The organism is Allobaculum sp. JKK-2023 (assembly GCF_034745455.1).
Taxonomy (GTDB): Bacteria; Bacillota_I; Bacilli_A; order Erysipelotrichales; family Erysipelotrichaceae; genus Allobaculum.
The window spans coordinates 479,671-495,057 of sequence record NZ_JAYERV010000003.1 but is presented as its reverse complement, the minus strand read 5'-3'; the positions used below and the strand labels follow the sequence as shown (position 1 = coordinate 495,057).

At 46.0% G+C, this 15,387-nt stretch carries 10 protein-coding genes; 9 read left to right on the top strand and 1 reads right to left on the bottom strand.

What is annotated here, in order from left to right:
* Positions 1-265: 265 nt before the first annotated feature.
* Positions 266-1,279, bottom strand: coding sequence for a LacI family DNA-binding transcriptional regulator (locus U4956_RS02010; RefSeq protein ID WP_323088643.1), 1,014 nt, complete (start codon positions 1,277-1,279; stop codon positions 266-268).
* Positions 1,280-1,469: 190 nt separating this feature from the next.
* On the opposite strand from U4956_RS02010, the gene U4956_RS02005 reads away from it, so the two are divergent.
* The 9 genes from U4956_RS02005 (at position 1,470) to fusA (ending at position 15,254) form a co-directional block, all read left to right on the top strand.
* Positions 1,470-2,744, top strand: coding sequence for a galactokinase (locus U4956_RS02005; protein WP_323088640.1), 1,275 nt, complete (start codon positions 1,470-1,472; stop codon positions 2,742-2,744).
* A gap of 340 nt (positions 2,745-3,084) precedes the next feature.
* On the top strand, positions 3,085-3,879 hold the full coding sequence (locus U4956_RS02000) for an HAD-IIA family hydrolase (protein ID WP_323088637.1): 795 nt from the start codon (positions 3,085-3,087) through the stop codon (positions 3,877-3,879).
* A 49-nt stretch (positions 3,880-3,928) separates the two neighbouring features.
* Positions 3,929-4,159, top strand: coding sequence for a preprotein translocase subunit SecG (secG, locus tag U4956_RS01995; protein WP_323088635.1), 231 nt, complete (start codon positions 3,929-3,931; stop codon positions 4,157-4,159).
* Positions 4,160-4,203: 44 nt separating this feature from the next.
* Complete coding sequence (rnr, locus tag U4956_RS01990; RefSeq protein ID WP_323088633.1) at positions 4,204-6,627, top strand: ribonuclease R; 2,424 nt, start codon at positions 4,204-4,206, stop codon at positions 6,625-6,627.
* A gap of 588 nt (positions 6,628-7,215) precedes the next feature.
* On the top strand, positions 7,216-8,505 hold the full coding sequence (locus tag U4956_RS01985; protein WP_323088630.1) for a trypsin-like serine protease: 1,290 nt from the start codon (positions 7,216-7,218) through the stop codon (positions 8,503-8,505).
* A gap of 603 nt (positions 8,506-9,108) precedes the next feature.
* The gene (locus U4956_RS01980; protein ID WP_323088627.1) at positions 9,109-10,953 is read left to right on the top strand and encodes an AAA family ATPase; all 1,845 of its coding nucleotides are present in this window, start codon (positions 9,109-9,111) and stop codon (positions 10,951-10,953) included.
* A complete protein-coding gene (locus U4956_RS01975) occupies positions 10,946-11,572 on the top strand; it encodes a hypothetical protein (RefSeq protein ID WP_323088625.1) in 627 nt (208 codons plus the stop codon). Before U4956_RS01980 ends, U4956_RS01975 begins: the two co-directional genes overlap by 8 nt.
* 913 nt (positions 11,573-12,485) lie before the next feature.
* Entirely contained in the window at positions 12,486-13,160 is a 675-nt protein-coding gene (locus U4956_RS01970) for an ankyrin repeat domain-containing protein (RefSeq protein ID WP_323088622.1), read from the top strand.
* A gap of 18 nt (positions 13,161-13,178) precedes the next feature.
* Positions 13,179-15,254 (top strand): elongation factor G, encoded by a 2,076-nt coding sequence (fusA, locus tag U4956_RS01965; protein ID WP_323088619.1) that lies wholly within the window; start codon positions 13,179-13,181, stop codon positions 15,252-15,254.
* Positions 15,255-15,387: the final 133 nt, after the last annotated feature.

The following is a 15,387-nucleotide window of genomic DNA, read 5'->3' as shown; positions in this document are numbered from 1 at the left end:
ATTCGAAAAATAAAGTCGAATAAAAATTAAAACCAGCAGTCATCCTAGCCATGATGGCCGCTGGTTTTTTTGCTGGAAAACGGTCGATGAGTTCAGTCAGGACGAAAAAAAGCTTCTGCACAACCGGTCATGCAGAAGCAAAAACGTTATGAAGGGGGAAATCAAAAGAAAATTCGATCGATTACGCCCTCCGTGTTTCCATTTGTATAAAGAGTTTCATACGGGGTGTTTTTGATTTTTTGTGCTTTGGAGAAGGGAACTCCTGCTAGATTTCAATCGCATCCGGTAAGGTGCGGGTCGTCTGACGGTTGATGATGTAGCAGGGCAGAACGATTTTCATCGGCTGCAGGTTTTCATTTCGTTTCCAGGCATCATGAAGCATCCGCATGCCGGTGGAACCAATTTCATAGGTTGGCACAAATACGGTCGTCAGCGGTGGGAAAGTATAGTTGGCTTCGTCAATGTTGTCAAAGCCGATGACAGACATCTCTTCCGGGATCTTGACGTTGGCTTCATGCAAAGCACGCAGGGCACCAATCGCAATCGGGTCACTGGCCGCGAAGACAGCGGTTGGACGATCTGGCATGGACAGAATCTGTTTCATCATGGAGTAGCCAGCTTCTCTTGTAAACTGCTCCTGGAAGATCCAGGGTTCACTCTGAATATTGCTTTCGTTTGTGAATCGCTTGAAATATTTCAGACGATCATCCGGATAAACAGAGTCATCCACGCGTTCGATCCCGCCAAGATAGCCGACTTTACTATGGCCTTCAGCTGCCAGGTAATCAATGACCAGCTTGAGGGCCCCGCGAAAATCTGGGACGATGAAGCAATTCGAAATGGGATCGAGTTTCATATCCAGAAAAATGATATTCTTGCAGATTTCCGTCATTTTGTCGCGGGCATCATCGGAGAACTTGCCAATACACACCAGCCCATCGACTTTTTCCAGCTTGCGGGCCAGTTCCATTTCAGAAGCAAAGCAGCGCACGGTTGAAATTTTGTGGTGGAAGCAATAATTTTCTACACCCTGACGGATGGAGAGATAATACGGATCTTTCGCTTCGTCTTCGGCGGACATCCACTGTACGATGCCCACGAGCATACTCGAAACGGAAGTTTTCTTTTTCTTTTTTACATACCCTAATGTTTCAGCAGCTTCCAGAACTTTGTCTCGGGTGGACTGAGGAACGCTGAGAGTCAGGTCATTGTTCAATATTCTCGAAACACTCGCACTGGAAACACCGGCGAGGTTTGCGACGTCTTTTAAAGTAGCCATTATTTCATTCCTTTACTGTCTAAATTTTACATTAAAGGTTGCAAAGCGGAAGAGTTGGAGTAAAATTTCTTCATAAGTTTTAGTAAAAATATTTGTTTAACCGAAAAAATTTACTAAAACAATTGAACTCTATAGACAAATCAAATACAATATACACGTGAAAGCGTTTTGAAAAGAAGGAGATTCCAACATGTTAGCGAGTGAATTAAAAGCTGCAATTACAGCAGGTAAACAAGACGAAGCACTTACAAAGCTTTACGGTGATTTAGCCGAAGCTCAGAAACCAAGATATGAAAAAGCAATCGATAAATTTATCGAATTGTATGGAGATAAAGATGTCGCAGTCATTTCTGTTCCTGGCAGAAGTGAAGTCATTGGCAACCATACAGACCACCAGCGCGGGGAAGTCATGGCAACCAGTATCAACCTCGATATCATCGCCATTGTCGCACCAAGAGAAGATGGTGTGGTCAAAGTTCTGTCCGATGATTATGACATTCCGGCGATTGATTTAGCAGACCTGAGTGTCCATGAAGCCGAAAAAGAAACCAGCCAGGCTCTGATTCGCGGTGTGGCAGCCCGCATTCAGGAACTGGGCGGCCAGACCGGCGGCTTTGACGGTTACATGACCAGCGATGTATTACAGGGAAGCGGACTTTCTTCTTCTGCCGCCTTTGAAGTCATGATCGGAAACATCTTCTCAGATCTGTATAACGATGGAAAACTCGATCCAGTTGAACTGGCCAAAATTGGTCAGTATGCCGAAAACGTATTCTTTGGCAAGCCCTGTGGTCTGATGGACCAGTCTGCATGCTCGGTTGGCGGCCTGATCCATATCGACTTTGCCGACAAGGAAAACCCAGTTGTTGAACGCGTTGACGTTGATTTCTCTGATTTCAATACTTCGCTTTGCATCACCGACGTTCATGCCTCCCATGCGGACCTGACCCAGGATTATGCCGACATTCCATTTGAACTCAAGGAAGTCGATGAATTTTTCGGTAAAGACGTTCTGCGTGAAGTTGATGAAAACGAATTCTACTCTCGCTTGCCAGAATTGCGTGAAGCCATCGGCAATGACCGGGCTCTGCTTCGGGCTATGCATGTCTTCGAAGAAAATAAACGCGTCGAAAAAGCGGTTGCTGCTTTGAGCAATAAAGATCTGGAAGAATTCGAAAAACAGATTCTGGCTTCCGGAAACTCTTCCTATAAATATCTGCAGAATATCTACAGTCCTGCCGACTTCAAAAACCAGGCGGTCTCCTTAGCTTTATTCCTCAGTGAAAAAGTCTTAAATGGCCGGGGTGCGCACCGCGTTCATGGCGGTGGATTTGCGGGAACCATCCAGGCCTTCGTTCCAAACGATCTGGTTGCGGCGTATTGCGCGGAAATGGATCGTGCATTCGGCGATGGGGCCTGCCACGTCTTACAGATTCGTCCTTACGGTGGCTACCAGATTTTCTAGAGCGTGTTTGCTCTGGAAAATCTGAATATTCGTGAGTCTTTCAAAGGAAACAGGCTGCAAAAGAATCAGTGCTCAGCAATGGGCGCTTTTTCTTTTCCTGCAAAGCCCTTAAAAATGGTTTGAAACCCAGTTTGTAGTCAGGAATGAAGCGGTCTGTTATTGTTTAAATCGAAGAATCTCCAGAAAAGAGGAAAGACAGAATCGGAAATGCTTTCCAGCTCGTTCATGTGGAGTTCTCATGATATTAAACAGTTAATATTTAGTTGATGGATCAGAGAACAGAGTTTCCTTTTCAGGGGATAAAAGCGAACAACAGTCAAAAACAGCAGGAGAGAAAAAGATGGAAGCAAAGAAAATGAAAACGGTCTTATTTGATCTGGACGGAACGATGTATCGCGGTCCTCAGCCCATTGAAGCGGGGATCCGGGCAGTGGATTTCTGTTTTGAACACGGAATTCCGTATCTGTTTTTAACCAATAATTCCATGCGTACCCCATACGAAAATGTAAAGCATATGGAGAATATGGGCTATCATCACGTGAAGCCCGAACACTTTGTCAATTCAGCCATGGCGGCTGCCGGCTATGCCGCCAATCTGGATCCCAACAAGCGCAAAGCGTGGTATATCGGCATGAACGGAATGAAGGAAGCCTTGCTCAATGAAGGCTTTGAAATCACCGAAGATCAGCCAGATTATGTCTTTGTCGGACTGGATAAAACAGCGGATTATGCCAAGTACTCCAAGGCGCTGGCCTTTTTGCTCAATGGGGCCAGATTGATTGGCACCAATCATGACCGCATTCTGGCCAAACCAGGCGGGTTTGAAGTCGGCAATGGTTCGGTTGTTGCTTTGTTTGAATACGCAACCGCCACCCCAAGTCCAAGAATTGGTAAACCTGACCGCCCAATTCTGGATTACGCTTTGAAAAAAGCGGGCATTTCTAAGGAGGACGCAGTTTTAGTTGGAGACAATCTGGAAACCGACGTTGCTCTTGGGTATAATAACAAGGTTCAGACCGTCTTTGTCCAGAGTGGTGTACACCATGAAAAAGACATCCAACGGTTGAAAATTTTCCCCGATTTGTGCGTTGAAAGCCTCGATGATGTGGACTTTCTGCGTCTGTGCGAGGGCTGATTGCAGTTTGTTTGTTATAATGACTGCGGGAATAGAGAAAGAGTGAAGTATGGAGAATTTATTAAATATTTTATTGATGGTCGATGCAGGACTGATTATTATTTTAGTTCTGCTGCAAAGCGGTAAGTCGGATGGCTTATCCGCTGCATTTACCGGAAGCGGGGATCTGAACCTGTTTGCTGTACAGAAAGAAAGAGGACCGGAAAAGCTGATTTCCAATATGACTCTTGTGTGCGGCATCATTTTCTTTGCACTTGTCATCGCTTTACAGGTAGTTTAAAGGGCCATATGCCCTTTTTTTCTTTGTCAGGGGGAAGTCGAATTATGAAGGAAGAAATCCTGGAACTCCTTAATCGCAATAAACAAATGACACCAGGCGCAATCGCAAAAGCTTTACGCATTAAAACAAGCCACGATATGAAAGAGCTTGGCGTCACACTCAACGAACTTGAAGATGAACGTCAGATTTACAACGATCATGAACAGTATTACCTGATCGATGGCGAAAACTGGTTTGTCGGAAAAGCCCGTGACGTATCCGCTAATGAATATGCAATCCTGAATAAGGATCAGAAAATCTATGTGTCCAAGCGCAATACACGGATGTTGATGGATAAAGACGAAGTGTTAGTGCGGGTTGCGCCTGAAGGCAATGAAGTGGTTCACATTTATGATCGCGGCATTACCTGCATTTCCGGAACGTTCGTAATGACTCGCAACGGTCTCAAATTCCGTTCAGATGTCGATTTACATACATCCTTTAATGTGGTCAATAAGAAAGCCTATAACATTGAACCGGGCACCAAAGCGGTCGTCAAAGTTGTAGAGTACGCAAGCCCATTGAAAGTGAAAATCATTGATGTTCTTGGCCGTGAAAATGAGCCAGGCGTGGATGTTTCCGCTATTCTGGCCGAAAATGAAGTCCGTCAGGAATTCAACAAGAAAATCCGCAAGGAACTTGAAGACATTCCTGAAAAAGTCCATAAAAAAGAACTCAAGGACCGTAAAGATCTGCGTGATCTTCTGACGGTAACGATTGATGGGGATTCCACAAAAGACTTTGATGATGCCATCTCGGTTGAAAAGCTGAAAAACGGCGGCTGGAAGTTATATGTTCATATCGCCGATGTCAGCTACTATGTTGGCGAAGGGGATGCAATTGATGAAGAAGCCTACAAGCGCGGCACTTCCATTTATGTTGCCGACCGCGTAGTGCCCATGCTGCCTTTCCAGTTGTCGAATGGCATCTGCTCTTTGAATCCTGAAGTCGATCGTTTAACTTTGACTTGCGAAATGGAATTCAATCCTGAAGGGGTCATGGTCGATTACGATATTTACGCCAGTGTCATCTATTCGGATGGCCGCCTGACCTATAACAAAGTCAACGAATACCTTGAAAATCCGCAAAGCCGTCCAGACTATGCCAAGTTCGGTGAAATGCTTCAGAATTTCTCGGATTTAAGCAAAAAGCTGAAAGAACGCACGGTTGAACGCGGCCATATCGATTTTGAAACCCGTGAACCTTACTTCATCCTCGATGAAAAGGGAACACCAGTCGATGTTGTCTGCCGGGATCGTGGATGGAGTGAACAGATGATCGAAGAGGCCATGATCATGGCCAACGTAGCGGTCGCTCATGAACTTCATACCCGTCAGCTGCCAGGCATGTTCCGGGTCCATGAAATTCCAGATCCAGAAAAACTGTCTTCCCTGACAACAATGGCCAAAGTCTTGCATGTCCCATGCGAGATTGACCCTTATGAATGTGAACCAAAAGACATTGCCTGCTTTTTGGATTCCATTGAAGATCCGGGCAATAAGGAAATCCTTTCCGCTGTCGCTGTCCGTTCGATGCAAAAAGCCCGCTATTGTGAAAAGAACCTTGGCCACTATGGTCTGGCTCTCGATGAGTATTGCCATTTTACTTCGCCAATCCGTCGTTATCCAGACTTGCTGATCCATCGGATGCTCCATAAGCATGTCATCGAAAAGAAAAACGATGAGAAGACGCTGATGAAAGATGCCAAACGCATGGAAAAATCCGCGCTGCACTTATCCGAAAAAGAAAAAGATGCCGTAACGATTGAACGTGCCGTAGACGATCTGGAAGCGGCTAAATATATGGAAAACAAAGTTGGCCAGGAATTTGACGGCACCATCAACGGGGTTGCCAGCTTCGGATTCTTTGTCGAACTGCCAAATACCATTGAGGGCCTGATTCCGCTTCGCTACATGGAAGATGACTTCTATAAATACGATGCGGACACGATGAGTCTGCATGGAGAAAATACGGGTAAGATTTTTGCCTTGGGCATGCCGGTTCATATCAAAGTCAGGGATGTCAACATTCCAAAGCGCCAGATTACCTTTGACTACTTAGGCACAGCCGGCAAAACGGAAGAACCAGAAACGATCACGGCTGAAATTGTCAGTGAAACGGTAGGAAATCCTGTTGAAGTCGCTGAGACTGACAACAATCTTCCAGAAGTGATTCCTGAAGATTTACCCGCTGTAGAGACTGAAGAGCTTCCCGCTGTAGAGACTGAAGAGCTTCCCGCTGTAGAGTCTGAAAATCTTCCAGCTACAACAGAAGAAGACTTACCAGAAGTTGCTGCTGAAAATCTGCCTGAAGTCGCAGCTGAAGATTTACCCGCAGTCAAACCAGAAGACCTCCCGGCCATCCAAGAAGACGATCTGCCAGCTGTAGAAGAGACTCTTCTGCCTGAAAATGGGCCTGAAAAAGCCTGAGAAGTTCAGGGCGGACAGATTGTCCCAAACAGAGCTTTAAAATAATGTTTCAAGAGATGCCTGTTGGCAGGACCAAGCAGTCTGATTTTCGATGATGAAAAATCAGACTGCTTTTTTATCCTGAAAGCATTGTGCTTGCTTTTCGATCGAAAAACTGCCTGAAAAGCAGGTCAACAACAAACAGGAAAATCCAGAAGACGTTTACAATCTGTGCTAGAGACGCCCCAGAATTGTCAGTATAGATCCTGACCGGGATATGGGATCTCTTGTGAAAAACGGTCGTAAATTGACAAAATCAAACCGTACAGCTAAAATTGAATGAACTGTTTGTTCAATAGAACAGAATGTAAGCGATAGAAATATCCAGATACAAAATTGTCTGTTCAAGATAAAACAGGATCGTTTAGAATAAGACCAAAATGGCGTGTTTTCTCTTATTGCGGCTGTAGAATTCAAGTAAAGAATGAAAACGGCATGGGATGAGAGTAGAATAAATTACGCAACACGATGGAATTTGAAACAGGGAACATGGAAAGGAGCAAGAATTCCGCTTCGCCTTGCGAAGAGAAACCCTGTGTATGTGTCTTTATGAAAAAATGGATTCAGACTGTATTGTGCTCCCTGATGAGTGCAAGTTTACTGTTACCCACAATGCCAGTTCATGCGGTTGCCCCCTCTGATATTCCTGTTCAGCCCGCTGGCACAGATCTTTTTACAGAAACGGACGAGAACGAGGATGATGTTCTGATTGCTCCCTATAAAGTCTTAGGGGAGGATGAACGTTCTGTTGTCACAGATACGACAAAATTTCCGTATTCCGCCATCTGTAAGCTTTTAATTACCTATGAGAAAAACGGATTATGGTACAAGGAAGTCGGAACAGGTTTCTTAATTTCTGAAAACCAGGTTCTGACGGCTGGTCATTGCCTGTATAACCGTAAGCTTCAGACGATTGCCCGTTCCATTGAAGTGACTCCAGGTGCAAACAAAGGCCAGACTCCGTATGGAACCTTCACCGTCACCACCGATCAGCTGGTGGTCAATCCGGATTACCTGCAGTCCGGTCGTTCGGAAGATGACTTTGGCTTCATTCAGCTTGATTCTCCAGTTGGACGCAAAACCAAGTATTTCTCCTTTGCGGATACTTCCAATCTGAGTGAGAATGAAACTTTCACGTTATGCGGCTATCCATATGAGTCCACGGCTTCGGGGTATCCAAGCGAAAATGAAATGGTTCAGAAATATGGCACCGGCAGTCTGGCTCATGCTCTGAACACGCCAGACAATGTGCTCCAGCATGATATTGACTCGGCTCCAGGTCAGAGCGGCTCGCCAATCTTCAACTCGAAATACGAAGTTGCTGCCATTCATACCATTGCCTATAACAACTACGACCTCAATGGGGCTGTACTCATTGATAACAAGGTCAAAAGCTTCTTAAGCGAGTATACTCGTACGCCGCAGACAGACAATGCGGTGTACCGCCTGTACAACCCGAACTCTGGCGAACACTTCTACACACCAAACTATGTAGAACTGATCGCCGATACCAAAGCGGGCTGGAATGATGAAGGCATTGCCTGGTATACCGAAACGGAGAGTACGGGAATTCCAATGTATCGTCTGTACAACCCCAACAGCGGCCTGCACCATTACACGTTAAGTGAAGGTGAGCGCAACGCGCTGGTTAAGCTGGGCTGGAACAATGAAGGCATTGCCTGGTATACTTCTCCCAATAAGAGTGATCCAGAGGTTTATCGTCTCTATAACCAGAACGATGGCAACCACCATTACACTGTTTCTTCCTACGAACGCGATTCTTTAATCGCAGCAGGCTGGGACGATGAAGGCGTGGCTTTCCAGACCCGGATGCAGTAAACAAAACAAATTCGTCTCACATGCTCTACACAGAAATAAAGCGGCAGCTCTTCGGATCTGCCGCTTTTTTGCGTTTTGTGGGCGAAGTGAAGGTTTTTGATCGGATATTGGAAGTCGTGATGACTTTTTCAGATTGACAAAACATTGTATTTGGTTAGTCTGCTACAATAACAGACGAAAGCTTTCATTCTGTTGAAAATCAGATGGAATGGACTTAAATCTGAACAAGTACTTGCCAGAATGAAACGCTCTCTGAACTTTTTTCCACAGGTTCAGTCTTCTTCCAGTATTCTTTGATCTTTGATCCTCCCTGATATTCAGAACAGAAAGATTGCAGGGATATTCTTTCCTTGCTGATCCAATGAACAAATGGTTAAAAATGGAAATGTCTATCTGACGCTGATCGATGAATTCATGAATGCTCATCGGCCTTATTTTTCCCCGACTCCTGCCCTGAGCATTCCGATACCTGTTTCCAGGTTATGGGGAGACCTGGCATGAATTCCGTGATCGATCTGAGTGAAACAGAAAATAGATAAACGACATAAAACTTCTGTTCTGCGCTGGAACACTGAATGGGTGTGGCACAAATGGAGAAAAACTATGAATAACTATATCGAAATGGCAAAACAGGCTTACCGGGTTGGGGAACAGCTTGCCGATCAGATTGATCGCGAAGATCCATCTTTTTCCAAGCCTTTGGGTCGTTCTTTGAAAGATCAGTACCGGCTGGAGTTGTTCTCCTACATGCTGTATCTGATTGAGACCAGTAAAGATTTCTCAAAAGATCGGATTCACTTTCTGAATGAAGTGTTTGGCTATCATTATTCTCCTGAAGACATTGAGGAACTGATCGGGCGCCTGAAACTGCATGACAATCACTTTGCGAATATGATTCCGGTGATCGTCAAAGGCGCCTATCGGGCTGATCGCGCCATTTCGCCTTCTTACAATGGCCATATCGATGTGATTTTACCGGTCTTCCAGAAAATGGGAGATTTTGCGGCCGCTTACGCCAATAATGGCGACGTGCTCGAAGAAGTTGACCGAAAGATCTACAACATGGCGTTAGTGACCTGGATCCGTTCTCAAAAAGATAAATCCCGGGCTGCCTCCCATACGGCACCGGTTCCCCCGATGCCTGATCTTTCTTTTCCAAGTCTTGATGAATTGAATCCAGAGTTTCCTTCTTTAACGGGTGCAGACAGTACAAGTGCGAATTTGATGAGCGCATCGAAGACTGAGCCAGAAGCCAAGAGCCAGGAAGAACCTAAGGAAAGTCTGGAAGAGCTGATGGCCCAGCTCAATGAACTGACGGGTCTGAAGAGTGTAAAAGATGATGTAACTTCACTGACCAACCTGCTCAAAATCCGCAAAATCCGCAAAGAGCGCAACATGAAAGATATTCCAGTCTCCATGCATCTTGTGTTTACCGGCAACCCAGGAACTGGAAAAACAACCGTGGCCCGTCTGCTGGCCAAGATCTACCATTCCCTTGGCGCTTTATCCAAAGGCCAGCTTGTCGAAGTCGACCGCTCGGAACTGGTCGGCGGCTATGTTGGCCAGACAGCCATTAAAACCCAGGAAGTCACAAACTCTGCGTTGGGCGGGGTATTGTTTATCGATGAAGCGTACAGCCTGACCGCAGGCAAAGACAAACAGGATTTTGGCTATGAAGCGGTGGATACTTTATTGGTTGAAATGGAAAACCATCGCGATGATCTGGTGGTTATTGTTGCTGGCTATCCGGAACCCATGAAGGAATTTCTCAACTCCAACCCCGGTCTGAAATCCCGCTTTAACAAGTTTATTTTCTTTCCGGACTACACTCCAGAGGAGCTGTTCGATATTTTCGATGGCATGTGCAAAAAAGGCGGGTACCGTTTAAGCGAAGCCGCGGCCAGAAAAGCCAAAGACATCTTTACGGATCTCTTTGAACACCGTGACGATAACTTTGCCAATGGCCGTTCTGTTCGCAACTTCTTTGAAAAAGTCATGATCAACCAGGCCAATCGCCTGGCTGCTTTAGAGGATCTGAGCGATGAGCAGCTTGAAACGCTTGAAGAACAGGATCTTCCGCTTGATTTCGGCCAGAGTGAAAAAGAAGACGACCCGATTGTCCAGGCTGCCAATGCCTATCAGGCCTCTTTAAAAGAACTCTCCCGCCTGGCCGAACAATCCCAATCCCCTGACCATCAGGCGGACACGGAGAATCGGACTGCAGATCCTGGTCTGGATGAAGATTCAGCTTCTATGCCGGATGCAGAAAGTTCCATGACCGAAGCCGCCCAAAAAGAGGAGTTGCAGGATGTCGATTTGCAGGACCAGAAAACAACAGCCAAACCCATCGACCCCTCTTTGAGCGATGGCCAGCCGCAGGACCAACAGGCACCATCCACCCAGGATGAACTTCCGGCTTTGCCAAAAGGAGACGAGGACCATGCCTAGTCTCTCTTTTCGCAAGACTGCCCATAGCAGCCGGACCTATTCCCGCCAGCTTTTATCGAATTCTCGATTAGCCAGCTCTTTTGGTCGTGCCCATCGGGTCAGAGCTCTGGAAGGTTTTGAAAGCGTCGATCCCTCTTTGCGTCCGCTTTCTTTCGCCCAGCAAGAGCAGAATGCGCTGGAAGCCATTCAACAGAGTATGGCCAATGTCGAGATTCCGATTCTGGTTGAAGATTACCAGCAGATCGCAAGCCTGGTCGCCAAAGATCTGGGCTGGTATCTGATTTATGAAGTAGTCATGACCGTCAAAGAACGTCTCAAACTGAATTCGGTCACGATGGATTTTTCCGAAAGTAAAAACGAACTCTACCATTTCGCGATCAAAGTCTACTTAGGCAGAGCCATCAGCCGTCATCTGTTTCATAACCGACCGGTTGATCTTGCGGAAGGCATCGGGCAGCAGGCCCTGGAATACTTTGCCTTGCAGATGCCCATCGCTCCAACGTATAAGCTGGCATCCTATCTCAACTACCTGGAAAGCTGGGCTGGCGAACATACCGACTGGACTGATTGTGCCCCGCAGGCGTTTGATGATCTGGAAATCGAAGTCAGCTCAGACTGAGAATGCGCATCTCTTTGTCTTTGATCTTTTGAATTGTATTTTTTGCGTCTGATTCTTTCTTGAATCGTATATTTTTTCTCTGAAAACACAGCCGCCTGTCGCTCTTAGGGCTTTTGAAAGGCGGCTTTTCAATGTCTGTAAAGGCAAAAGATTCGAAGAAGGGATTCAAATCCACAGACCTAGCTTCCTTGCAGTCATTCGATGCGAAATTTTGGATACGCCAGAAATTACTGAGGCAGATTTGAAAAACAAGCGTTAACACAGGACCTCCTGACCGAGGTCTTTTTGGCATGTCTTCCAGGATCGAAGAGGCTTGCCTCTGTGCAAACAGGATAGATTGAAAAAAGAAGAGCGGGGATGAGCAGAAGTTTGTATGACTTGGTATGGATGAAAAACTGGATGGAATAGTGGCAGTCAAAGAGGGAAGAGAATGGGTCTTCGGCAGAGTCTGGCTAAAAGGCCGTGAAGTTATCTAAAAACGGATATAAAAATTAAAGATTAAAAGTATATTGAAATAGGTAAGATCAACATCAAACAAGATAAGTCGAAATTTATTGTGAAAATCCGAATGGGAAAAAGCCATCCAAAACGGATGAGATAAATTTATAAAATAACAAAAGCTGGTTGTGGTTGGTCACTTTGCCGTCCTGATCGGCATCGATTTGAAATGCGTCTTGTAAACACTTACAATGTGAACATGTTCAGGAAAGGAGTGGTTTTCATGAAAAGCAATGTCGCTGCTTACAATCAGACAAACACAAAAATGCCAAAGAAAACCGGAGCTCTTTTCCGTGCAAAGTCGGGTGGATCGGGCGCGAGCAGGCCATAGATGACAGATGGGTCTGCGAAGAGAACAAGCGCGCAATGAAAGAAACCCGCTTTTTTCGTGCTGAATTCAAGGAGGATAAAATATATGGACGAGAATTTCAACAAAGTTTTCTGGGATGCCTGTGCAAATGGCGATTTCGCAATGGCAGTCGGTCAGATCCGTTCTGGTGCTGATGTGAATTACCAGAATGGTGATGGCAGAACCGCTCTGATGCGTGCTGCCAAACGCGACCGCAAAGACATCGTTCAGCTGCTGATCGACAATGGTGCAGATGTCAATGCTGCAGACAACTACGGAAAAACCGCTCTGATGGGCGCTGCCAAAAAAGGCAACCGCACCATCTGCAAGGCTCTGATCGAAGCTGGTGCGGATGTCAACGCCAAAGACGATAATGGCAGAACTGCTCTGATGCGTGCGGCTTTGCTTGGACAGGATCGCTGCATTCAGGTTCTGTTAGATGCTGGTGCAGACATTAACGCGCAGGATGAAGTAGGCCGTTCCGCTCTGATGGAAGCCTGCATCGCCTTCAAACGCGACACCATCAATATGCTTCTCGATCGCAATGCCGACGTAAACCTTTTTGATAATAACGGCTGCACCGCTTTAATGCGTGCTGCGTATGGTGGATACCCATCCCTGGTTGAAAAACTGATTGTCTATGGCGCAGACAAAGATATGACCGATAAACAGGGAAATACCGCACTTAACTATGTAAGAGAATACTGCAGAGCTCAGTTAGAGCCAATGCTTTCAATGTAAGGAAGGAATAACGAATTTATGAGAGATTATAAGAGCAGCGAAGTCCGCAATGTCAGCGTAGTGGGGCACTCTGGTGCTGGCAAAACATCAGTTCTTGAAGCAATGCTTTACTACACTGACGCCACTGACCGTTTTGGAAAAACATCTGAAGGCTCATCTTTAATCGACTTTGACCCAGAAGAAATTAAACGCGGCATCTCCGTTTATACCTCCATCGTTCCCATTGAATGGGATGACTGCAAGATCAACTTCATCGACACACCGGGATATCTCGATTTCGCAGGTGAAAAAGAAGCCGGTATGGCTGCTGGTGACAGCGTTCTGATTGTTGTCAATGCCAAAGATCCAATCGAACCAGGAACTAAACTTGCATTCAAAGAAGCCATTGCTTCCAAAAAACCGACGATTTTCTTCATCAACCACCTTGACGAAGAAAATACATCCTTCGATGATGCCTATGCACAGCTCCATGAGACTTTCGGTAAATCCGTTATTCCATTTGAAGTGCCAATCATTGAAAATGGCAAATATGTCGGCACTGTAAACATTCTGAAAAACAAAGCCTGGTACCACCACGGACCCAAAGCGTCTGACTCTGTTGCCCAGCCAGTTCCAGAAAGCATGGCGGATGAAATCGCAATGTACAAAGATCAGATTGCGGAAGCCGTTGCCATGGGTGACGACGAACTGATGGAAAAATTCTTCTCCGGTGAAGAATTCACAGATGCAGAACTGACAAAAGGTGTTCGAATCGGTGTTCGTTCCGGTGAAATCATTCCTGTATTCTCCGGATCCGCGATCGAATCCCGCGGTATTGGCCGTCTGATGGACCTGATCGTGACTTACTTCCCATCCTATTCGGAAAAAGGTCTGATTACGCTCGAAACGCCAGAAGGCGAACCAGTCGAACTGTTAACGTCCGAAGAAGAAGTCATGACCGCTCAGGTTTTCAAAACAATCATGGACCCATTCGTTGGCCGCATTTCTTATATTAAAGTTCTCTCTGGAACCCTTGCTTCTGACAGCCAGGTTGTCAATGGAAACAATGGCAAACCGGAAAAACTGGGTGCTCTGTTTACGATCAAAGGCCGTTATCAGACGGCTGCCGGTAAACTCTTTACTGGTGATATCGGTGCGATTTCCAAACTGCAGAACACCAAAACAAACGACACCCTGTGTGCCAAGGGAACTCGTCTTGTCAACAAACCAATTGTTTTTGACGAGCCACTTTTCGGCCAGTCTGTTGAACCAAAAACGAAAAACGATGAAGACCGTCTGTCTACAGGCCTGAATCGGATCGTTGAAGAAGACCCAACTTTCCGTGTTGAAAACAACCCGGAAACCAAAGAAACCGTGATCTATGGCCTTGGCGACCAGCATCTGGATGTTGTGGTCAATAAGCTGAAAAATAAATTCAAAGCGGATGTAAACCTGAAAGATCCGAAGGTTACGTATCGTGAAACCATCACCAAGACTGCTGTCGGCGAAGGCCGTCATAAGAAACAGTCCGGTGGTCATGGTCAGTTCGGTCATGTCTTCGTTGAATTCGCTCCAAACCCAGACGCAGATGAACTCGTCTTTGAAGAAAAAGTATTCGGCGGCGCTGTACCCAAACAGTACTTCCCAGCTGTTGAAACGGGTCTTCGCGAAAACGCACTGACGGGACCATTAGCTGGCTACAAGATGGTGAACCTGAAAACAACCCTTCTGGATGGTAAATACCATGATGTAGACTCTTCGGAAATGGCATTCAAACTGGCAGCCCGTCTGGCTTACAAAGATGCGATGACAAAATGCCGTCCAATCCTCCTTGAGCCAATCATGAACCTGACTGTCCGCGTTCCCGATGAATACACCGGAACCATTATCGGAGATCTGAATAAACGCCGCGGTGCAATCCTTGGCATGGATCCAGATGGTGACGAACAAGTCATCTCTGCCCAGGTGCCAATGATGGAACTCTCCCGCTATGCGATCGACCTTCGTTCCATGGCCCAGGGCTTAGGCACTTATTCCATCAGCATGGACCGCTACGATCCGGTTCCTGACAACATTGCCCAGCGCATTATTGCCCAGGCTGCTAATAAAGACTAATTATTTTTAAAATTAAAGCCCCTTCGAACACTACTGTTCAGAAGAGGCTTTCGATACTCTAATTTTCACGAGGTTTTGATATCTGCAGGCTTTTCAATATAGCTTGCGGTATCAAGGCCTCATTTTAGGTTGT